Annotated in this window: 16 protein-coding genes and 1 riboswitch; of the genes, 7 read left to right on the forward strand and 9 right to left on the reverse strand. The window is 64.8% G+C overall.

Going from position 1 to position 20,919, the window contains the following annotated elements:
- Positions 1-88: 88 nt before the first annotated feature.
- From E1809_RS12615 to E1809_RS12625, 3 genes are all read right to left on the reverse strand, one after another.
- Positions 89-1,807, reverse strand: a complete 1,719-nt coding sequence (locus tag E1809_RS12615; protein WP_133204575.1) for a thiamine pyrophosphate-binding protein — start codon at positions 1,805-1,807, stop codon at positions 89-91.
- Positions 1,804-2,877, reverse strand: a complete 1,074-nt coding sequence (gene speB / locus E1809_RS12620; protein WP_133204603.1) for an agmatinase — start codon at positions 2,875-2,877, stop codon at positions 1,804-1,806. Before speB ends, E1809_RS12615 begins: the two co-directional genes overlap by 4 nt.
- Positions 2,878-3,044: 167 nt before the next feature.
- The gene (locus E1809_RS12625) at positions 3,045-5,783 is read right to left on the reverse strand and encodes a sialidase family protein (RefSeq protein WP_133204576.1); all 2,739 of its coding nucleotides are present in this window, start codon (positions 5,781-5,783) and stop codon (positions 3,045-3,047) included.
- Between the two features lie 207 nt (positions 5,784-5,990).
- On the opposite strand from E1809_RS12625, the gene E1809_RS12630 reads away from it, so the two are divergent.
- Positions 5,991-7,964 (forward strand): APC family permease, encoded by a 1,974-nt coding sequence (locus E1809_RS12630; RefSeq protein WP_133204577.1) that lies wholly within the window; start codon positions 5,991-5,993, stop codon positions 7,962-7,964.
- A gap of 87 nt (positions 7,965-8,051) precedes the next feature.
- On the opposite strand, the gene E1809_RS12635 is transcribed toward E1809_RS12630, so the two are convergent.
- From E1809_RS12635 to E1809_RS12645, 3 genes are all read right to left on the reverse strand, one after another.
- A complete protein-coding gene (locus E1809_RS12635; RefSeq protein WP_133204578.1) occupies positions 8,052-8,393 on the reverse strand; it encodes a P-II family nitrogen regulator in 342 nt (113 codons plus the stop codon).
- Entirely contained in the window at positions 8,390-9,784 is a 1,395-nt protein-coding gene (locus E1809_RS12640; RefSeq protein ID WP_133204579.1) for an ammonium transporter, read from the reverse strand. The genes E1809_RS12635 and E1809_RS12640 overlap by 4 nt, the downstream gene beginning before the upstream one ends.
- A 291-nt stretch (positions 9,785-10,075) precedes the next feature.
- Positions 10,076-10,651 (reverse strand): helix-turn-helix domain-containing protein, encoded by a 576-nt coding sequence (locus tag E1809_RS12645; protein ID WP_133204580.1) that lies wholly within the window; start codon positions 10,649-10,651, stop codon positions 10,076-10,078.
- A 278-nt stretch (positions 10,652-10,929) separates the two neighbouring features.
- On the opposite strand from E1809_RS12645, the gene E1809_RS12650 reads away from it, so the two are divergent.
- Both E1809_RS12650 and E1809_RS12655 read left to right on the forward strand, forming a co-directional pair.
- Positions 10,930-12,411, forward strand: coding sequence for a sodium:solute symporter (locus E1809_RS12650; protein WP_205754173.1), 1,482 nt, complete (start codon positions 10,930-10,932; stop codon positions 12,409-12,411).
- Positions 12,412-12,536: 125 nt separating this feature from the next.
- A riboswitch (SAM riboswitch) is annotated at positions 12,537-12,656 on the forward strand.
- Between the two features lie 15 nt (positions 12,657-12,671).
- Positions 12,672-13,007: a hypothetical protein gene (locus E1809_RS12655; RefSeq protein ID WP_133204582.1), complete on the forward strand. Its 336-nt coding sequence runs from the start codon at positions 12,672-12,674 to the stop codon at positions 13,005-13,007.
- 9 nt (positions 13,008-13,016) lie between these two features.
- On the opposite strand, the gene E1809_RS12660 is transcribed toward E1809_RS12655, so the two are convergent.
- On the reverse strand, positions 13,017-13,208 hold the full coding sequence (locus tag E1809_RS12660) for a hypothetical protein (protein ID WP_133204583.1): 192 nt from the start codon (positions 13,206-13,208) through the stop codon (positions 13,017-13,019).
- Between the two features lie 247 nt (positions 13,209-13,455).
- Between E1809_RS12660 and E1809_RS12665 the strand changes: the two genes are divergently transcribed.
- Both E1809_RS12665 and E1809_RS12670 read left to right on the forward strand, forming a co-directional pair.
- Positions 13,456-14,643: a VIT1/CCC1 transporter family protein gene (locus E1809_RS12665; protein ID WP_133204584.1), complete on the forward strand. Its 1,188-nt coding sequence runs from the start codon at positions 13,456-13,458 to the stop codon at positions 14,641-14,643.
- 54 nt (positions 14,644-14,697) lie between these two features.
- Positions 14,698-15,615 carry a matrixin family metalloprotease gene (locus E1809_RS12670; RefSeq protein ID WP_374102695.1) on the forward strand — a complete coding sequence of 306 codons (918 nt, stop codon included), beginning with the start codon at positions 14,698-14,700 and terminating at the stop codon, positions 15,613-15,615.
- A gap of 2 nt (positions 15,616-15,617) precedes the next feature.
- On the opposite strand, the gene E1809_RS12675 is transcribed toward E1809_RS12670, so the two are convergent.
- A complete protein-coding gene (locus E1809_RS12675; protein ID WP_133204585.1) occupies positions 15,618-16,580 on the reverse strand; it encodes a polysaccharide deacetylase family protein in 963 nt (320 codons plus the stop codon).
- Positions 16,581-16,591: 11 nt separating this feature from the next.
- On the reverse strand, positions 16,592-18,109 hold the full coding sequence (locus tag E1809_RS12680) for a purine-cytosine permease family protein (RefSeq protein ID WP_133204586.1): 1,518 nt from the start codon (positions 18,107-18,109) through the stop codon (positions 16,592-16,594).
- A gap of 108 nt (positions 18,110-18,217) precedes the next feature.
- Between E1809_RS12680 and E1809_RS12685 the strand changes: the two genes are divergently transcribed.
- Both E1809_RS12685 and E1809_RS12690 read left to right on the forward strand, forming a co-directional pair.
- Positions 18,218-19,717 carry a PucR family transcriptional regulator gene (locus tag E1809_RS12685; protein ID WP_133204587.1) on the forward strand — a complete coding sequence of 500 codons (1,500 nt, stop codon included), beginning with the start codon at positions 18,218-18,220 and terminating at the stop codon, positions 19,715-19,717.
- 471 nt (positions 19,718-20,188) lie between these two features.
- Positions 20,189-20,919 (forward strand): amino acid ABC transporter ATP-binding protein (locus E1809_RS12690; protein ID WP_133204588.1); only part of this gene is annotated, 731 nt, incomplete at its 3' end.

Below are 20,919 nucleotides of genomic sequence, written 5' to 3' on the forward strand. Positions count from 1 at the left end.
CCAAACGCGAACCGGCAGCCAGTGCGTGCGAAACCGGAGTTTCGAACGTACGTGCTGCCAGCTCGCGCTGGTTGGTTATGCGGTGCTGCTAGTCGCCGAGGTGGGTGGGGCCGAACATTTTCAGGAGGGTTTCAACGACGACGACGTTGGGGCCGTCCGCGGCGAGGCTTTCCTTGAGCGCGTCCCCCACTTCGCCCGCGGAGACCCGGCGTGCCGGGACACCGAAGGCTTCGGCGAGCTTGACGAAGTCCGGGCGGGCGAGTTCGGTGGCCGTAGCCTTGCCAAAGGCGCCCACCATGTATTCGCGCAGGATGCCGTAGCCGCCGTCATCCACGATCAGCCAGGTCACCGGGATGTTGTGCTGCTTCGCGGTAGCCAGTTCCGAAATGGAGTACATCGAGGAACCATCGCCGGAGACAGCGAGTACCCGCGAGGGCTGGCCGGTGGTTTCCAGCCCCACGGCACCGCCGATCGCGGCCGGGAAGCCGTAGCCAAGGCCGCCGGCGCCTTGGGCGGAGTGGAACTGGCCCTCGCGGGAGTCCCAGCAGCTCCATCCCCAGTACGCGGAGATGGTCATGTCCCAAAAGGTCTGCATCCCGGCGGGAACGGCTTCGCGGATATCGGCCATGAACTTCAGTTCCTTGGCCAGGTCCTGCGATTCCAGGCGGGCTTTGACCTTCGCGAGGGATTCCTTGACCAGGTCCTCGGGCGAGGTCCCGTGCCAGTTGGGAACGGTACGCCGGGAATCGTCCTGCGACGCGTCGAAGGCCGCCGTCAACGCCGAGTCCAGGGCCGCGAGGGCCTGCCCGGCATCGGCGCGAATGCCCAGTCCGGGCCGGTTGGACTCCAGCACCCGGGGTTCGGCGTCGATCTGGATGATGCGCCCGCGCGGTTCGAACGTGAAGTAGTTAGAGGTCACTTCGCCCAGGGAGGAACCGATGACGATCAGCACATCGGCGTCTTCCAGGACGTCGGTCATGTACCGGTCTTCGATCCAGGACTGCAAGGACAACTCATGGTTCCACGGGAACGCACCGTTGCCGCCGGGCGTGCAAATCACCGGCGCACGCAGCGTCTCGGCGATCGAGAGCAGCGACTTTTCGGCCCGGCCCCGGCGCGTACCGCCACCGGCGATGATCGCCGGACGCTCCGCCGTCGTCAGCCATTTCACGGCCTCGCGGATCAGCTCGACCCGCGGCGGGTTGTCCGCGGCCTCGGCGAGCGCGTCCTCCACGGGAGGCACCATGATGGGATCCAGGAGCACGTTCTGCGGGATCTCGATCCACACCGGCCCCTGCGGGGACGAAATGGCCTCGGTCCACGCGTCCTGGATGGCCGAGGGGATCCCCGAAGCGTGCTGGATCAGCCGCTGGCTCTTGGTGACGTTCGCCGCGGACGCCTTCTGGTCATCGAGCTGGTGCAGCATGCCCTTGCGCCGGGCGCCGAGGCCCTCCAACGGGATCTGGCTCGCAACCACGACCATCGGCACGCCCGAGGCATAGGCCTCCTGCAACCCGGCCAGGGACGTCAACGCGCCCGGCCCGGTAGACAGGAACAACACCCCGACCTCGCCGGTGGCGCGCGAGTACCCGTCCGCAGCGAAAGCCGAGTTGTTCTCCACCCGCGACGAAACGAAATGCAGGTTCCCACGACCCATCGCGTCGAACAAACCCAGGGCGTGCTGGCCCGGGATTCCGAAAACCGTCCTCGCTCCGAGTGCCTCAAGGGTCTCGACGACGAGGTCCCCGCCGTTGCGCTGATCCGTGCCGCGAGTGGGGGCTGCGGTGCCAGGATCGAAGTCGATCACGGACGCACTCCCGCAGAGTTGGCGGCAAAACCGGCCGGTTGGCGGGATTCCCGGCCGAGGGCCTGGGCGGCGTAACCGTTCGGCGCACCGAAGCGGTCCCCCCCGACGGCGTTGTCCGCCATGAGCGTGACGAGCTCATAGGCAACGTGGCTGCCGGCGACACCCGTGATTTCGGCGTGGTCATAGGCCGGGGCGACCTCGACGATGTCCGCGCCGACGAGGTTCATGCCACGGAAGCCGCGGATGATTTCGAGGAGTTCGCGGCTCGTGATGCCGCCGGCTTCCGGAGTGCCGGTACCCGGCGCGTGGGCGGGATCGAGCACGTCGATGTCCACGGAGATGTAGAGCGGCCGGTTGCCGATGCGGTCGCGGATCTTGGCGACGGTCTCGAGGACGCCCTGGTAGTAGACATCCGCCGAGGTGACAATGCCGAAGCCGAAGCGGTGGTCGTCGTCGAGGTCTTTCTTGCCGTACAGCGGGCCGCGGGTACCGACGTGGCTGATCGCCTCGGTGTCCAGGATGCCTTCCTCGACGGCGCGGCGGAAGGGAGTGCCGTGGGTGTATTCGGCACCGAAGTACGTGTCCCAGGTGTCCAGGTGGGCGTCGAAGTGCAGCATCGCGACGGGTTCACCGGCTCGCTCAGCGGCCGCACGGAGCAACGGCAAGGCGATGGTGTGGTCCCCGCCAAGGGTCACGAGCTTGCTCCCGTTGGCCGTCAGGTCCAGCGCGTTCTGCTGGATGGTCTCGATTGCCTCGTTGATGTTGAAGGGGTTCACTGCCATGTCACCGGCATCGGCTACCTGGATGTTTTCAAAGGGGCTGACATCCCAGGCCGGGTTGTACGGGCGGAGCAAGCGGCTGGCTTCACGCACGTGGTTGGCACCGAAGCGGGCACCCGGGCGGTAGGAAACACCGGAGTCGAAGGGCACGCCGACAACCGTGACGTCGGCCTTGGACACCTGGTCCAGGCGGGGCAGGCGGGCGTACGTGGCAGCACCGGCGTAACGCGGGATTCGGGCCGAATCAATGGGACCAAGGTTGCCGTTGGCCTCAATACGAAGCTCTTCCAAAATCTGCCACTCCTTAAGTGAATCGGTGAGGGGATTGACGACTGTGACACCAATCATACACTCAAAGTTGCCTTATATGCATCACATGTTTACAAGATCGCGGTGCTCGCGCAGAAAGCAGAAACCGGGCCGGACGCGTCCGCATCCAGCCCGGTTTCATAGGATCGCTACTTGTTCCCGAACGGGGTCACTTGGAAGTCGCCGAAGGAGACCTGCTTGCCGTCCGAATCCAACACGACCAAGCTGTCCATTCCGTTCTTCACGTCGTCCGGCAGTACGAAGGAGATGGTGTTCTGCTGCGTGGGGAAGAACCAGCCCAGGCGGTAGCTGCGCTTGTTCAAGTAGACGTAGTACCACTGGCCGTACTCGACGTTGTGGATGGTCACGGTCTCGCCCGCGCGATGCTTGACCGCTTGCGATGAGCCAAGATCCAAGTCGATCGGCGGATTCTGCCCGATCAAGTCCTGGGGCGTTATGGCCGGCGCGGAGCCCGGCATGGCCGGCTTGACCTTCAGCGGAACGGCCGCCCGCACGAGGTCGAGCGTGGCTACCTTGGAGCCGTTGCTCGCGGTCGTGGCAATGCTCGACGCCGGGAGCTGCCTGGCCGCGATATCGGCGTCGGTCAGAGTGTAGGTGGAGCTGACGCTCACCGATTCCCCAACAGCCAGCGACTGCCGGGACAGCCCGATGGCCGGAGCCGATACGTTCGTCAACGCCACGTTCCCTGCGTTCGCCACCGTGTAGGTGAAGGTGACAGTGTCGCCCGGACCGGCGAAACCGTCGCCGTCGAGATCGTTGAAAACGGGCGCTGCGGAGCCGTCCAGCCGCGGATTCCGGACCAGCAGGTCCACTTCGTCGCCAGTCACGGTGTAGTTCCGGGTGCTAGCCCCGGTACCCGTGACTTGCCAAACAGTGCTGGGGACGAAGAACCCTTGGGCCATTTCATCCGCGCTGACGGTATGTTGCGGAGTTCCGCACAGGAAGTTGCCCCAGGCGCCGAGGGAACTGAAGCGGCAATTGCCGGCTCCCGGCGGCAGGAACGGTTGGAAATTGCCCGACTGCGGCACTACCGACTCGGTCACGTTGCCCGTGCTGTACACACGGAACTTGTAGGGAACCAAGCTTCCCGCGGTGTATGGCTGGCTTGCGAGGTCCCGCCCGGTATCGTTGCGGGCACCGAAAATGTAGGCTCCCACCACGTTCTCCGCCGATCCGCCCGTCACGGCCATGGACACCGGAGCGGAAACCGTTGCCGGTCCGGCCGTCAGTCGGGCCGTCAACGGCACGGCGCCCGCTTTGGCGTACGACGGCGATCCGACCGTGAGCTGCACCGTCACCGAGGCGCCGGGATCGAGGGCGGGGAGGTCCGCCGTCGTCGACGTCCAGTCCTGCAAGGCGTCCAGGCTCACGGTGGACGCCGGAAGCGGCACGCTGTCGCCGTTGGTGACCGTCACGCCGAGTTGGGTCGAACCGCCATTGGCCACGGTCGCGCTCGCAGGAGTGATGGTTGCGGCAATCGGGCTGAGCCAGGCTTTGTCGAACTTGCCGAAGGTGATGGTGTTGCTGTCGCCTTCGTAGAGGACGCCGAAGGTGCCGTCCGCGAGCGGGGTCAGCGTCGAGTAGGACATGCTTCCCGGTTTGAAGATGCGCGATGAGCCCCAGGTCTTGCCGTCGTCGGCCGAGTAGCGGATGGTGCCATCGACGCGCGCGCCGCCGGCGGTGGGAGTCGGCGAGTTCGAGAACAGGAGTTTTTTGGCGTCGGCCGATCCCTCGGGTGCGTCCGGATACATGCGCGTGATGGATCCATTGTTCCGGGGGTCGGGAAGTTGGGTTTCGATCACGGGCGTGCTGTAGGTGGCGCCGCCGTCGCTTGAGTAGGCGACTTTGCGGTAGTGCGGGTTGGCGCCGGAGCTATCCCGGGAGTTGAGCATGATCCGCCCGTCGGAAAGTTCCACCACCTTGTTCTCGTCCATGCCCGTTCCGGTGGGAGCGCCCATGGTCCACGATTTGCCGTGGTCGTCGGAGTAGACGCTGTAGGCCTGGATCTGGCGGCTGCCGTCCGGCTGCACGATGGTTCCGGCGAACTGTTGGATGAGCCTTCCGGCGTGCGGCCCGTACTTGAGCTGGATGCCCTCGCCGGACGAGGCGAACATACTGACGACGCCGCCCACGTTGGCAACGCCGTTGACGGTGCTTCCGTTCGGCTTCACGATGTTGGTGATGAGCGGTCCAGCGAAGCCCGAATACGCGGATCCACCCGTATACCCGGAGGGAACAGGCAGCGCCGGCTGGTTCGCCGGGTCCGTGGACCATGTGAGCCCGCGATCGGTGGACACCGACACTTCCGCGCTGATGACGTTCGGATCGGAATCGTCGTTGCCAAGGATGCTTCCGCCGAACCCTTGGTTCTTGGAATAGACGTGGAAGTTGAACACCGTCCCGGTGACCTTGTCCACGACGTAGCTGGGATCGCTGAACCCGTACTTCTGAACGCCCGCCGAACCCATTTGCCCTCGCGCGATGAACGTGGGGTTCCCCCAGGTTTTGCCGCCGTCTGCGCTGCGGCGTTGGACGATCGAGTTCGGCGACGGCGAGTCACCGCCGTCGGGCCTGCCGTCGTAGGACGCGACGACGACGCCGTCACCCAAGTCCGCGAGCGCCACAATCCGGTAGTACTTCCCCAGGACGGGATCGATCCCGTTGTCGCCATTGGACGCGAGAACTTGCTCGGCGTAGCTTCCGGGCGGATTGGTGGGGACGTTGGTCGCCGGGAACGGATCCAAGGCGTAAGCGGGCATCACCGATGACGCCACAAGGACTGCCGCGGCGGAGAGTGCCAGCGGGAGCCGGGCTCCCCTACCCTTGGTTCGTTTCCTGACCCGGTGGGCAAGCACTGCGTGATTCATGTAGAGACCTTTCGTTTATGGCCACATCCAACATAGGACGTTCTATATGCTACGTGATACGCCTCACAGGTAAAGCCCGAAATATGAATGCAGCAAGGTGATGGGCGCCACAAGCGGCGTAAAGATTCCATAAAAACCCGGATTTGCGCGGCGAAGACGCTCATACGCTCCCCTCTGGAGCAGCAAGCGCTGCGCGAAAGGACCCCTGTGACAACCCTGACCAGGCCGCCGGCTGACCCCACCGTCCGGCGCAAACCCCGAGGCCAGCTAAAACGCTGGTTGCTCGACGGCATGCCCGAACCCGCGGGCAAGCGCCAAGGCCCGCACGGCAAACCCGATGAAGGCCACACCCCGCAGTCCTGGTGGAAGGTCATGTGCCTCACCGGCGTCGACTACTTCTCCACGCTCGGCTACCAGCCGGCGATCGCCGCCCTCGCGGCCGGAATGGTTTCTCCCCTCGCCACGATGGTCCTGGTGGGCGTGACCCTCATGGGGGCCCTGCCCGTGTACCGCCGGGTCGCGTCGGAGAGTCCCCGCGGCGAAGGCTCCATCGCGATGCTCGAACGCCTCCTCCCCCGCTGGGGCGGCAAGCTGTTCGTCCTCGCGTTGCTCGGCTTCGCGGCCACGGACTTCATGATCACCATGACGCTGTCCGCCGCCGACGCCAGCGCCCACGCAATCGAAAACCCCTTCGCTCCTGGCTGGCTGCACGGCCAGGAAATCGCCATCACGCTAGCCCTGATCTCCGCCCTTGGCATCGTGTTCCTTCGCGGCTTCAAGGAAGCGATCAACGTGGCCGTTGTCCTGGTTGGCGTGTACCTGGCGCTCAACGCGGTCGTCGTCGGCGTTGGCCTCATGCACGTGGTGACCGACGCGCACGTGGTGACCGACTGGTGGGCCGCGCTCAACCAGCAGAACGGCAACCCGCTGGTCATGGTGGGCATCGCCCTCCTCGTGTTCCCCAAGCTCGCGCTCGGCCTCTCAGGTTTCGAGACCGGAGTCGCGGTGATGCCGCAGATCAAGGGCAGCCCGAGCGACACCGACGAACAGCCCACCGGCCGCATCCGCGGCACGCACAAACTGCTTACGACGGCGGCACTCATCATGAGTGCCTTCCTGGTGGCCTCGAGCTTCATCACCACGTTCCTGATCCCCGCAGCCGAATTCCAGCCCGGCGGAAAAGCCAGTGGCCGCGCCCTCGCCTTCCTGGCGCACCAATACCTCGGCGACGGCTTCGGCACGGTCTACGACATCAGCACCATCGCCATCCTGTGGTTCGCCGGCGCCTCCGCGATGGCGGGCTTGCTGAACCTGGTGCCCCGCTACCTGCCGCGCTTCGGCATGGCTCCGGCCTGGACCCGGGCCGTCCGCCCGCTTGTCCTCGTGTTCACCGCCATCGGGTTCATCATCACGCTCATCTTCAAGGCCGACGTCGACGCCCAGGGCGGTGCCTACGCCACCGGCGTCCTGGTGCTCATGACATCGGCGTCCATCGCCGTCACCCTGTCCGCGCGGAGGATGAAGCAGAAGGCGAAGAAAATCGCGTTCGGCATTGTCGCCGTCGTGTTCGCCTACACCACTGTGGCCAACGTCGTGGAGCGCCCGGACGGCATCCGGATCGCCGCCTTGTTCATCGTGGGCATTGTCCTGGTCAGCTTCGCGTCACGCGTCCGACGCTCATTCGAGCTGCGAGCTACGCACATCAAGATGGACCAGGCCGCCCTTGAATTCACTGCCGCCAACGAGCGCGGGCCTATCAGGATCATCGCCCATGAGCCCAAACGCCTCAGCGCCGACCGGTACCAATTGAAGCTGAAGCACGCCCAGCAGGCCAACCACTTGCCCATAGACTGCAATGCGCTCTTCATCGAGATTATCGTGGACGACAGCTCCGACTTCGAACAGGAACTCCTGGTGGAAGGCAAGCTCCGGCACGGCTTCAAGATCCTGGAGATCCACAGCAACAACGTTCCCAACACCTTGGCCGCGGTCCTCCTCCACATCCGCGACGTGACCGGGCTCATGCCGCACATCTACTTCCGGTGGACCGAAGGCAATCCGATCGCCAACTTGAGCAAGTTCCTCTTCTTCGGCGAAGGCGAGATCGCTCCCGTTACCCGCGAGGTCCTGCGCGAAGCCGAGCCGGACATCACGCGCCGGCCCTGGGTCCACGTGGGATAGAAGTCCACATGGGCTAAGGGGCCAAACACGCCAATGGCGGTGCCGCATCATTTGTGATGCGGCACCGCCACTTGCATTCTTGGCGGCCTAACTGATGGCTGCCGCCCCGCGCTCTCCGGTCCGGACGCGCACCGTCTGGGATACGTCGACGGTCCAGATCTTGCCGTCCCCGAACTGCCCGGTGCTCGCGCTCGCCAGAATGGCATCCACTATCCCGTCCACGAGATCGTCGACGGCCAGGACCTCGATCCGGATCTTGGCGAACAGGTCCGAGTTGTACTCGGCGCCGCGATACACCTCTACGTGTCCGCGCTGCTGCCCATATCCGTTTGCCTGGCTGACCGTGAGGCCGTTGACACCGCACTGTTCCAAGGCGTCGAGGACCTCGTCGAGTTTTTCGGGACGGATGACCGCGGTAATCAGTTTCACGTGGCGGCCTTGCTGCTGCTGAGCTCCGTCTCTTCGATCCTGTCAGCAAACGCGGCCGGCTTGCCGTTTTGTTCACCCGGGTGGAAACTTCCACCTACCATGGCGAGTTCGTAGGCGGTTTCAGCGTGCTCGGCAATATCGATGCCGGCGATCTCTTCGTGTTCCTTGACGCGCATCCCCATTGTCTTGTGGATTGCCAGGCCGATCAGCGTTGTCATGATTGCAGTCCACACCGTGACTATCAGGGCAGTCAACAGTTGGGGCCAGAATTGGGACAGGCCGCCGCCGTACAGCAAGCCGCCCGCCGTCTTGACGGATGGAACGGCGAAGAAGCCGAGCGACAAGGTACCCCAGAGCCCGCCCACAAAGTGGACGGCAACGACGTCGAGCGAGTCGTCCAGGCCGATCCGGAACTTCAAGCCGATCGCGAGCGCGCAGACAACCCCGGCGAGCACTCCGATGGCGATCGCGCCCACAGGGTCCACGAAGCCGCAGGCCGGAGTGATTGCCACCAAGCCAGCGACGGCGCCGGAAGCTGCACCGAGCGAGGTCGCGTGGCCGTCGCGGAGCCTTTCGACCAAGAGCCAACCCAGGAGGGCGGCGCTGGTTGCCAGCAGGGTGTTCGTCCACGCGAGCGCGGCGATTCCGTCAGCGGCGAGTTCGGAACCGGCGTTGAAGCCGAACCAACCAAACCACAGCAGGCCCGCCCCGAGCATCACGAAAGGAAGATTGTGGGGCTTGATGTTCGGGTCCTTCATGAAGCCGAGCCGCTTGCCAAGCACCACCGCGAGCATCAGCCCGGCCATGCCCGCGTTCATGTGGACCACTGTGCCGCCGGCGAAGTCGAGGGCCGAGATCTTGCTGCCGATAATTCCCGTGGGGCCGAAGAGGCCACCACCCCAGACCCAGTGGGCGATCGGGGCGTAGACAATGGTGACCCAGAGCCCGGCGAACAGGAGCCAGGGACCGAACCTGACGCGTTCCGCGACGGCTCCGCTGATCAGGGCCACGGTGATAATGGCGAAGGTGGCTTGGAACCCGATGAAGACCATGTCCGGCAGCCCCGGCGCTTTGCCGCCGATGGCGCTGGCCAGTCCCGTCAATCCGAAGTTCGCGAAGGGGTTTCCGATGAAGCCGCCCATCGTGTCCGGACCGAACGCGAGTCCGTAGCCCCAGAGGGCCCAGACCACGGCGACGACGCCCATGGCGCCAAAGCTCATCATCATGATGTTGAGGACGGATTTCATCCGGACCAGTCCGCCGTAGAAGAATGCCAAACCTGGCGTCATCAGCAGAACGAGGGCGGAGGCGGCCAGCATCCAGGCGGTAGATCCGGGATCGAGCGTCTGGGGGTTGATGTCCAGCCCGACGCTGAAAAACGCTGTGTCCATTTTGGGAGCCTTCCTGCATGTTCGGCGCTCCATGGCGCCCGCACGGCGAGACCATTTTTTAAAACGAACAGGTCTTGGTAGCAGGTGGCGTACCGACCTTGACGAGTAACCCAAGCTCGAAGGTACAGAAGCCCTGTTTCGACATGTGACACGGATCATTTCCGTCATGTAACGCGAAGGCCACCGCCGTTAATTTCTCAAGTCGGCAGAGTTTCGGGCGTGTTACACGGCGTGTTGGGAACGCCTATTACAAGGCGCGCTGTCGCGGCCGGCCGGCGGCCCGACGGCGGTTCAGCGGCTGGCCGCTGGCACCAGGATCCAGAGCACCTCGACCGGCTCATCCGTCGGGTTGACCCAGGTATGCGGCTCGCGGCCAGGGAAGGACAAGGTGTCCCCCTGCTCGAGTTCGTACTCGTCGTTCGTGAGGATCAGCCTGATGCGGCCCTTGACCACGTGCAGCACATCGACGTCGCAATCAACCGCGTAAAGCTCGGATTCCCCCCGCCCCCTCGGCTCGATGGACGCCTGCAGGACTTGCACGCGCCGTTCGGACCTGGCAGTCAGGAGCCGCTCCACGATCCCCTCGCCACCGAGCGAGATCCGCGGACCGTCGTCGCGGCGGGTCAAGTGGGTTTCCGGCGCCGCGAAAAGCTCGCCGATCTGGACCGAGAGCACCTGGCACAGCGTCACGAGGGACGCGACCGACGGCGACGTCAGGTCGCGTTCCACGCGGCTCAGGAAACCCTTGGTCAGGCCGGTGGCGTCGGCAACCTGTTCGATGGTCAGCCGCTGCGCCTGGCGGGCGGCGCGGATTCGGGAACCGATGGCAACGGGCGCGTTGCTTGGTTCAACGGGGAGAGCCTTCATTCACGAACCTTTCAGGCCATTCCGGCGGCCCTGTCATTGCAGCAATAGTAGCCGCATCTTGACTGTTACTCGCATCACTACGTATTCTAATAGGCAACAAGTGTTGTTTGTGAGGCATACATCACAAACCGCTCCCCAACTCACCCGAGCAGAGCATCGGCGAGTCGAAAGCGCAAAGCGCGGGCCGCCGTCGTCCTCCCCAACCGACTCTGCCAAACCCTCAGGAGCCAACCGTGGACTTCATCAATATCGCGATCGTGGTGGTGTATTTGCTCGCCATGCTGGCCTTTGGCTGGTGGGGCAAATCGCGCACCAAGAACAACAGCGACTTCCTCGTGGCCGGACGCCGCCTTGGCCCAATGCTCTACACGGGCACCATGGCGGCAGTGGTCCTTGGCGGCGCGTCCACGGTGGGCGGCGTCGGCCTCGGCTACAAGTTCGGCCTCTCCGGCATGTGGCTGGTTGTCGCGATCGGTTCAGGCGTGCTCCTCTTGAGCCTGCTCTTCGCCGGCACCATCCAGCGGCTGAAGATCTACACGGTCTCCCAGATGCTGAGCCTGCGTTACGGCCAGCGCGCCACGCAGACTTCCGGCATCGTCATGCTCGCCTACACCCTCATGCTGTGCGCCACGTCCACTGGTGCTTACGCCACGATCTTCGTTGTCCTCTTCGGTTGGGAGCGCTGGCTCGCCATCGCCGTCGGCGGCGCGATCGTCCTCGTGTACTCGACCATCGGCGGCATGTGGTCCATCACCCTGGCCGACCAAGTGCAGTTCATCATCAAGACCGTGGGCATCTTCTTCCTGATGCTCCCCTTCGCGCTCAACGCGGCAGGCGGCTTCGACGGCATCCGCGCACGCGTCGATGCCAGCTTCTTCCAACTTGACGGCATCGGACTGCAGACCATCATCACGTATTTCGTGGTTTACACCCTGGGCTTGCTGATCGGCCAGGACATCTGGCAGCGCGTCTTCACGGCCAAGACCCCGAAGGTCGCCCGCTGGGGCGGCACCACCGCCGGGCTCTACTGCATCCTCTACGGCATCGCCGGCGCACTGATCGGCCTGGCCGCCCGGGTGGCCCTGCCCAACATCGACGTCAAGTCGCTCGGCAAGGACGTCGTGTACGCCGAAGTCGCAACCCACATCCTGCCCATCGGTATCGGCGGCCTGGTCATGGCGGCAGCCGTCGCCGCCATGATGTCCACCGCTTCGGGCGCCCTCATCGCCGCGGCAACGGTGGCGCGCGCCGACGTCGTCCCCTTCGTGGCCAGCTGGTTCGGCAAGACCGTCACCACGGACGACTCCACCAACCCCGAGCACGACGTCAAGGCAAACCGCTACTGGGTCCTTGGACTGGGCGTCCTCGCGGTACTCATATCCATGGCGGCGCAGGACGTCGTGGTGGCCCTGACCATCGCCTACGACATCCTGGTAGGCGGACTCCTCGTCGCGATCCTCGGCGGTCTGGTCTGGAAGCGCGGCACGGGCATCGCCGCCGCATGGTCCATGGCCGTCGGCTCGGTCCTCACCCTGGCCCTGCTCATCGCCTACGCCACGGGCGCTATCCCGAGCGAAGACGGCGTCTACGCCAACGAGCCGATTTACTACGGCCTTGGCGCATCGCTGCTCGTCTACATCGTGCTCTCGCTCCTCACGCGGCCCACCGAACCGGCGGTCCGCGAAGCCTGGGACCGCCGCGTCGCGGGGGCAACCACCGAGGAACTCCCCTTGGATGCCCACCCGGTCGCCACTCACTGACCCTCCCCGCATCGATTACGACGTCGGCGCCGCACCTTTCTCTCGGAAGGTGCGGCGCCGACGTCGTGCTTAATATGGGAAACTTTTAGCCCTTTGGCGGCGAGCTGCGCCTACAGTAGAGGCAGCTTCAAGAGATGTGGCGCCAAGCTCCGACTTGCCGCACGCCAACCCCATGTTCACGGGTGGTTCGGATGGGAAGCGGCCCGGCCCCGGACCAGAGACAACCGGACGGGCAAGAGCACCTCCGCGAGGAGTAGGCAATGCCTTTGCAATCCATAACCGTAAGCGGGCAGGTCACGGAAGCCGGTGCGCCTGCCGTTCAGGCGCGTCCGTCCGCGGCTCCCCCGGGCCACAGGTGTGAGGAAAGCGTGCGGGTCGTCCCCGGCGTCGACCTCTCACAGGGCACCATCACGTTTATGGTGGACGGCCACCTGGAGCGCTACTGGCACCATGAGCCGCGGCTCATCACGCAAGCGCTGGCGTGTTCCGTCCGCCCGGTTCGCTGGTTCCCGGCCACGCGCAAACTCACCCTCACCGTCGCGGCGGCAGGGCACCGCAACGGCGTTGAGCGGCATTTCATCCTGAGCGCGTTCTAGCTGCGCGCGTTACTCGGCCTCGTCAGCCTCGCGATGCTCCTCCGCCTCGTCAAGCGGGACGGTGCGTTCGTCGTCGTCGAGGACCTCGGATTGTTCGTCCCAATCCTCGTCGACTTCCAGGTCTTCGCTGTAGTCGTAGGCGGGATCGGCCTCGACCGTGGGCCGGTCGGGGTGGGGGGCGTGGGCGCCGGTGCTGTCCATGATGCAACCTCCATTCGACGTGGCGCTGGTCTGTCACGAACAAGCCTGCTTGCCGCTTCTTCGTGGACCCTGTGCAACCATCCCAGCACTGCCCATTCCGGTGGTCAAGGCTTCCCCGAAGGAGCCCGTTTTTACGGTGCGCCTAAACTGTCCAGTGAGGGTTGCCAGCCGGAAATCCGCGGAATTTGGCGGTAAAGTGGACATGCAATGAGGCGATGAAGCCCGCCCCAGCAACCCAGGAGTACCGGTGCACCCGCACGCAAAATCCTCACATCCAACCCCTCCCGCCCAAGAGGCCGCGAGTCCCGAAGAACCTTTGGCAAGTCCCGCCGAAGAGGCACCGGCCCCCAAGACTTCCCCCTCGTCGTCGGACATCAAGCGCTGGCGGCAGTACCTCGCCGACGAACGCGCCGAAGCCGCCGTCTACCGCCAACTGGCCCAGCGCCGCGACGGCGAAGAACGGCAAATCCTCCTGGCCCTCGCAGACGCCGAAGGCCGCCACGAAGCCCACTGGATCAAGCTCCTAGGCGAACACGCCGGAATGCCACGGGTAGCGTCGACGCGCAGCCGTATGCTCGGCTTCCTCGCCCGGAATTTCGGTTCCGTGTTCGTCCTCGCCCTAGCCCAGCGGGCCGAAAGCCGCTCCCCCTACGCCAAGGACCTAGCGGCCACCCGCGCGATGGCCGCTGACGAACAGATCCACGAAGAGGTAGTCCGCGCCCTCGCGACCCGCGGCCGCAACAGGCTGTCAGGCACCTTCCGCGCAGCTGTATTCGGCGCCAACGACGGCCTCGTCAGCAACCTTTCGCTCGTGATGGGCATGGCGGCCACCGGAGTACCGGCCGCGGTGGTCCTGTTCAGCGGCATCGCCGGCCTCCTCGCCGGCGCGTTGTCCATGGGGGCAGGCGAATACGTCTCCGTCCGCTCGCAACTCGAACTCCTCCGCGCCACCCGTCCCACGCAGGCCACGCTCACCGCGGCACCGTCGTTGGACCTCGAGCACAACGAGCTTGTCCTGGTCTACCTCGCCCGCGGCATGTCCCACGAAGCCGCCGAGCACCGCGCCGCAGAACGCATGGGAATCTTCAGCTGCGATTGCGATCCCAGCCTCTCCCTCCAGCCGGAAGAAGAGGAAACGGTGGACGAGCATGAGGCCATCGGCTCCGCGTGGGGCGCGGCATTGTCCAGCTTCTGTTTCTTCGCCTCTGGCGCCATCGTGCCCATCCTGCCGTTCATTTTCGGCATGACCGGCTTCGCCGCACTCGCAGTAGCCGGTACGCTGGTGGGCATCGCTCTCCTGTCGACGGGCGCCGTCGTCGGCCTGTTGTCCGGAACGTCACCGCTCACCCGCGGCCTCCGGCAGCTCGCCATCGGCCTCGGAGCCGCTGCCGCAACTTACGGGCTGGGTCTCGTTTTCGGAGCCGTGATCGGATAGGGGCGCCGCTCCGTGCTTCGGCGCGGGGATTGGGGACTTTTTTGGGGGGAAGTAGTGCATTCGAATAACGGGTTCGACGGCGGCCTGCCGCCACGGAGAACCGGCACTGTTGCTGCGGTGATCCGGAATTTGGTGGTCGTGGGAATCGTGGCCACGGTGGCGGTGCTCATCAGCGGGTTCCTCCGCGGGGACCCGGCAATAACCTCCTTGGTTCCGGGGTTTGCCCCTCCAACACATGGTCCGGCTACGGCCGCTCCCGGACACGCGCCGGCCCAAGCCGCGCCGAAAGCAGCCCGGGCTCCGGACACGCCGCCGCCCGGGTACGAGGAAGCGGACCACCCGCTGGGAACCCCCGCCAAACCCGCCGTCGCCAGCGATTCCTACAAGTTCCTGGCAACCAACGACGACGGCACGCCAGTAGGTTACTCGCCGTGCCGTCCGCTGCATTACGTGGTCAATGCGGCCCAGGCTCCCGCCGGCTCCGAAGGCCTCATCACCGACGCCATCGCGAAGATCGCCGCAGCCACAGGCCTCTCGTTCGTCGATGACGGCACCACGGAGGAAAATCCTTCGGACAAGCGAGATCCCTACCAACCGGACCTCTACGGAGACCGGTGGGCGCCCCTCCTGATTTCCTGGACCACGCCCGAAGCAGCTCCAGCTTTGGCCGGGTCCGTCATCGGCACCGGCGGCAGCACGATGTACAGCTTCACCAAAGGTCCGAAAAGCTACGTCACGGGCAGCCTGGACCTGGACGCGCCACAAATCACCGAGCTCCTGGCCATCCCCGGCGGTTCGCACTATGTTTCCGCCGTCATTCAACACGAGCTGGGCCATGTAGTGGGCCTCGACCATGTCCAAGACCCGGTCCAGCTCATGTACCCCGAAATTGGAGCCCCCGATGGCCTGGCCGCGGGCGACCTCAACGGACTCTACAAACTGGCCTCGGCCCCGTGCCGGAAGGATTTGTAGCGTCAGCTCAGCGCGGTCTCCCGTGTTCGGGAGGGCGTGAAGATGGCTCCGGCTCCCGGCTGGCTCGGTATCTCGATCCGGGCATGGCTCTGGACTTCGTTGACCGTGGCTTTGGTGTGTTCGGCGATACGTTCCATGGTTGTCACCCACATTCCGTCCATTGCCTTCACGCGTTCGATCAACTGTTCCAGGGCAACAGCCTTGGACGGGCGGCCCGAGATGAAGGGGTGGTTGGTCAGGACGAAGCAACTGCCTTGGGAGTGGTGGGCTTCGGCTTCCAGAGTCCACATGTCGAGGACCTTGGACGGGCTCTCGATCACTCCGCTGCCTGTCACTCCCGGATAGAACGCGTATTGCTCCCAGTCATCGAGCGTCCAGTCCACGGGGATTTCCACGATGTCGCGGGAATCCGTGTCCTGGGCCCCGTCTTGGGCGACGGCCATGCGATAGGGGGCATCGCCGTCGAGCAGGCTTGAATCGTAGAGGAAACCGCGGTCGGCGAGGAGGGCCGGCGAGTGCCAATTCAGCTCCCACCACGGGGCCCGATACCCGGCTGGCCGTACGCCGGCGACCTTGGCAAGCGCTTCCAGGCCACGGTCAAGGTAGCTGGCCTCGGTGGCGGCGTCGATTCCCTGCATGGGCTCGTGGAGGTAGCCGTGGTGGGCAACTTCGTGTCCGCCGTCGACGATCCGACGCACCACGTCAGGGTAGCTTTCGGCCGTGAATCCAGGGATGAAGAACGTGCCTTGGATCCCTTGGCGCTCAAGGATTTTCAGGAGGCGCGGGACTGCGACCTTCGGCCCGTAGGACTGGTGGCTCATGAGGGACATGCGCCGTGTTGAGGTGGGGTCGTGGGCGATGGTGCAGGATTCGGCGTCGACGTCGAACGTGAACGAAGCGGCCGCGGTGAAACCCTCGGGCCAGGTGATCGGGTGGGTCTCGTCGGGAAAAGCGTTGGTGGTCATGGGAGTTCCTCTCAGTCGTTGACCAGGTTGACGACGGCGGCTTCCGCGGCAGGTGCCGAACCCGCCGTCGAGATCGGTGCGGTCGGCAGATACCGGGCATGAACCCGAGGGCCGAGCACGCCGTAGACGCTGGCGGCGACAATTCCGCCAGCCAACCACGAGAGATCGACGCCACCCATGGCCGTGGCAATGGGACCTTGCATGATCGGGAGCACGCCGTACATGAACAGCCAGGTTGCAAAGATGCCAACGATAAGGGCGGTGATCCCGGCCCAGTTGAAGGCGGGGAGCCGGCGGGTGCCGACGGGGTCGAAAAGACGATCAACGCCCACTGGATGGCGCTTGTCCACCCGGAAGTAATGCACCAGCATGATGCCTCCCCATGCCGCGACCCAGGCCACCAGGCCGCCGAGCCAGGTGCTCAGTGTTGAAGCAAAGTCCTCCTGGACGATGAAGAACACGACGCCGGCCAAGGCGAGCACGCCGACGAAAAGGTTCAGTGACCGGCGCTTGGCTTTGATGTCGAGAGCCTGGGCGGCCACGGAAAAGGTGTAGATGTTCAGGATGTTCGTGGCGATAGGACCGTGCAGCACCAGGAAGAGGACCGGGATGGCCAGGACTCCGAAGTTGTCCACGATGAGGTGGCCGGGGTCGGCCGTACCACTCTTCGTGGCCAGGCTGGCGCCGAGGATGCCGAGCCAAACCACCGGCAGGAACTGGCCGAAGACGGAGGCCAGGTAGACCTTGCGCTTGGGAACGGAGGTGCTGACGAACCGTGAATAGTCGGCGGCGTAGGTGAACCAGGTGATTCCCCAACCGATCCCGATGACCGTCATCACGGTGGTCATGGCGGCGATCCTCGCACCGCCTTCCAGGACGGCGCCCGGTGGGCCGGCGTAGCCCCAGTCGATGTTCATGCCGAACCAGGACACCACCGACATCGCCACCAGCACAACGATGGTCGGCGGCACCGTCCACTTTTCGAATGCCGCGATCGCTTTGTAGCCGAACCACGCGATGATGACTTGCGCGGCCATGATGAGGAACGCCACCAGGATTTTGGGCCCGACGTTGGGCTGGTCCGGATCGACAATTCCGAGCTTGCCGAGGAGTGCCATGACCAAATCGAGGATGATCCAGGTGTTGACGGCGCACCAGCCGATTCCGAGGAGCGCTTGGATTGCGCTCGGGAGGTAGTTGCCGCACCTGCCGAACGCGGCCCGGGCCAGGACCATGCCGGTGGCACCGGTTCGCTGGCCAAGCAGGACGAAGAGGCCGAATAGTGCCATGCCGATCAGGTTTCCGACCACCAGGACAGTGACGGTGTCGGCAAAGCCAAGTCCGAGCTGGACGCCAAGGGCCCCAAGGACCCAGTTGATCGGGGCCAGGTTTGCGCCGGCCCAGATCCAGAATTGACCCGCGACGCTGCGGGTTCTCGCCGATTCGGGAATGGACTGAAGGTTTTGCTCGACGTCGGTCTGCGCCGTTGCAGATCCAGGCGTCGTGGCAGCGGAAAGGTTCTCATACATTGGGGGTGCCTCCGTGTGTGAAAGGGACCCTCTCAATGTATGTGCCTCACATCACAGCAACAAGATACGATGTGTATGACAGTTGGCCGATAATAGTTACGGAATGTCATGTCTCTTTTGCTAGGCGAAGCTTTCGAACACGATTCCCTCAAAGCAGCTGACCCCGTGCTGCGGACGGACGTCCCGGAGGCGCTGTCCCGACAAGTCCGCTGGGTGCATTCAAGCGAAGTCATGGACATCGCTCCCCTCCTGCAAGGCGGAGAACTCCTCCTGACCGGCGGCCAAGCGCTCGCCACTGCATCGGACGAGCGCCGCCAGGAGTACGTCCGGCAACTCGCGGCGCGCGGCGTGGCGGCCCTTGCCATTGAAACCGGCCCGGATTTGCCCGCGATACCTGTATCCATGCTCTACACCGGCGAAACCTGCGGCCTGCCGATCATCGAGTTGCGCAAGGTGGCGCCGTTCGTCGGCATCATGCAAGCCATCAACTCGCAATTGGTGAGCGAATCCGTGGCGCAACTGCAATTCGGCGACGAGACGAGCCACGCGATGTCCGCGGAACTCGCACACGGCGGCGGCCTGGACCAGCTCCTGGCGGTTCTCGCGCTCCGGACGGGTGCCAGCGTCAGGCTCGTGTCGCCGTCGGGGGCTACCTTGGGAAGCGCCAGCCCGGACCGGCCCGCCAACGTGGGCGACGCGGAGCCGTCTTGCAATGTGAACACCGTGGACGTGCCGGTGCGGGGCGTGCTGGCCGCCCGCCTCGAACTGGAAGTGCCCGACGCCGGCGACGCGAACCGTGCGCGGGTGGCCGGCGAGCGGTGCGTCGACATCATCGGGTTGGCCCTGCTGCAGCGCATGCCGCCAGGACTGAAAGAACTCGCGGGGATTGAACTCATGCGCGCCATCAGCTCGGGCACTCAACCATGGCGATTGCAGCAACTCGGCCCGGCGTCGGGGTTTTCCGTCGGCGGCGCGGTAACGGCCGTCGTCGTGCGCTCCCCGTCAGCAGGGCAGCTGCGGACGGAACTGGACAGTATCCTCCACCGCTGCGTGTCCCACGATGCGAGCTACGCGGACAATTCCGAAGTGATCGCATTGGCCGCGCTCCCCCGGGACCACACTCTTGCGGCACGCTCGGAGCTGATCCGGGCGCTTCACGCGCTGGCAATCCCTGACGGTTCAACGCTGGCGGTGGGTCCGGTGGCACAAGGGATCGGGGAAGCTTCGTGGTCCCTTGCGGAGGCGCGTCGGACTCTTGAACTCAGGGCAAGAAGCGGAATTTCCGCCGGCATTGTCGATGCCGACGATTTCGCGGTGGAGCGCTTGGCGGAGGCGGGCCTCGACGCCGGGACGCGGGAAGATTTTGTCCGGCGGCACCTCGGGCCAGTGGTCGAACATGACGAACAGCGCCGCTCGGAGCTGGTGCGGACGTTGGCCGTTTGGCTGGACACCGGCTGCAACACGGCGCAAGCAGCGCGGGAACTTCATGTGGAACGGCAATCGATGCATCACCGGCTGCAACGGATCTTCGAACTGTGCGGTGGAGATCCCCGAGGCACGGGCAGGCTGGCAGCGTTGCACTTGGCCACACGGCTCGTGGGGCTGTAGACGGGGCCGGCCACGACACCGGTTCGACGGTTAAGCGATCTCGCGGACGGGCTCCTTCTCCGGGAGGTCTCGCCCCCTCATCCGGCAGCACGCACTGCGGCCCGCCACGGCTTCCGATCCGCTGAAAGCACGCTTCAATCCGCCTGAAATCTGATCAAAGATCCATGCCTCATGCTGCTCGATCGCGCCTGTTTTCAGTCGCTTAACCCAGTACCGTGAGGCGACTCCCCCTAAAACAAGCCCGACGGCGGTCGACCCGCCCACCGTCGGGCCCTGAAACGTGCCTCAAAAAAATTCGATCAAAGATCTAGACAAGGAGTAAATTCTCTCGCTACAGTGACGTAGGGCACACTGCAGGCGGACACCAAGACTGACCGGACTAAGCAAGTCACATACCCCTGCAGGGGCTCGCATCCTCATTTGATCTGTCTATCTCAGGGACAAGGAAGTCCCGCATTCAAAGGAAATGGCATGAGCTTCAGTTTTGGCACGAAGGCTCCCCGGGTATCGATGCACGGGGAGGTCGTGGTCTCCGGGCTTGGGAAGAGTTACGGTCCGGCCCGGGTGTTGTCGGATGTGAACCTGTCCATGGGCGAGGGCGAGGTCGTGTCGATCATCGGCCCGTCGGGGGCGGGCAAGAGCACGTTCCTGCGGTGCCTGAACTACCTGGAAACACCCACCGAGGGCACCATTGAGATCGGCGGGGCCCGGGTGGTCGCCGGGGGCAAACGGCCCGAGAAGGCCAGCCTGGACCACCTGCGCCGGGTCACCGGGATGGTGTTCCAAAGCTTCAACCTCTTCCCGCACCTGACCGTGATGGAAAACATCGCCCTGCCCCAACGCAAGGTCCTGGGCGTGAGCAAGGACCAGGCCCAGGACACCGCGAACAAACTGCTGAAGCGGGTCGGCCTGCCGGACAAGGCCGCGGCCTACCCCGCCCGGCTCTCCGGAGGCCAGCAGCAACGCATCGCGATCGCCCGCGCCCTGGCCCTGAACCCGAAAGTCATGCTCTTCGACGAACCGACCTCGGCCCTGGACCCCGAAATCGGCCTCGAAGTATTGGCCGTCATGCGCGACCTCGCCGACGAAGGCATGACCATGCTCGTCGTCACCCACGAAATGCACTTCGCCCGCGACGTCTCGGACCGGATCATGGTCATGGGCAACGGCGGCGTCCTGGAAATCGGACCCAGCGAACAAGT

This window comes from Arthrobacter terricola (assembly GCF_004354015.1).
Taxonomy (GTDB): Bacteria; Actinomycetota; Actinomycetes; order Actinomycetales; family Micrococcaceae; genus Arthrobacter; species Arthrobacter terricola.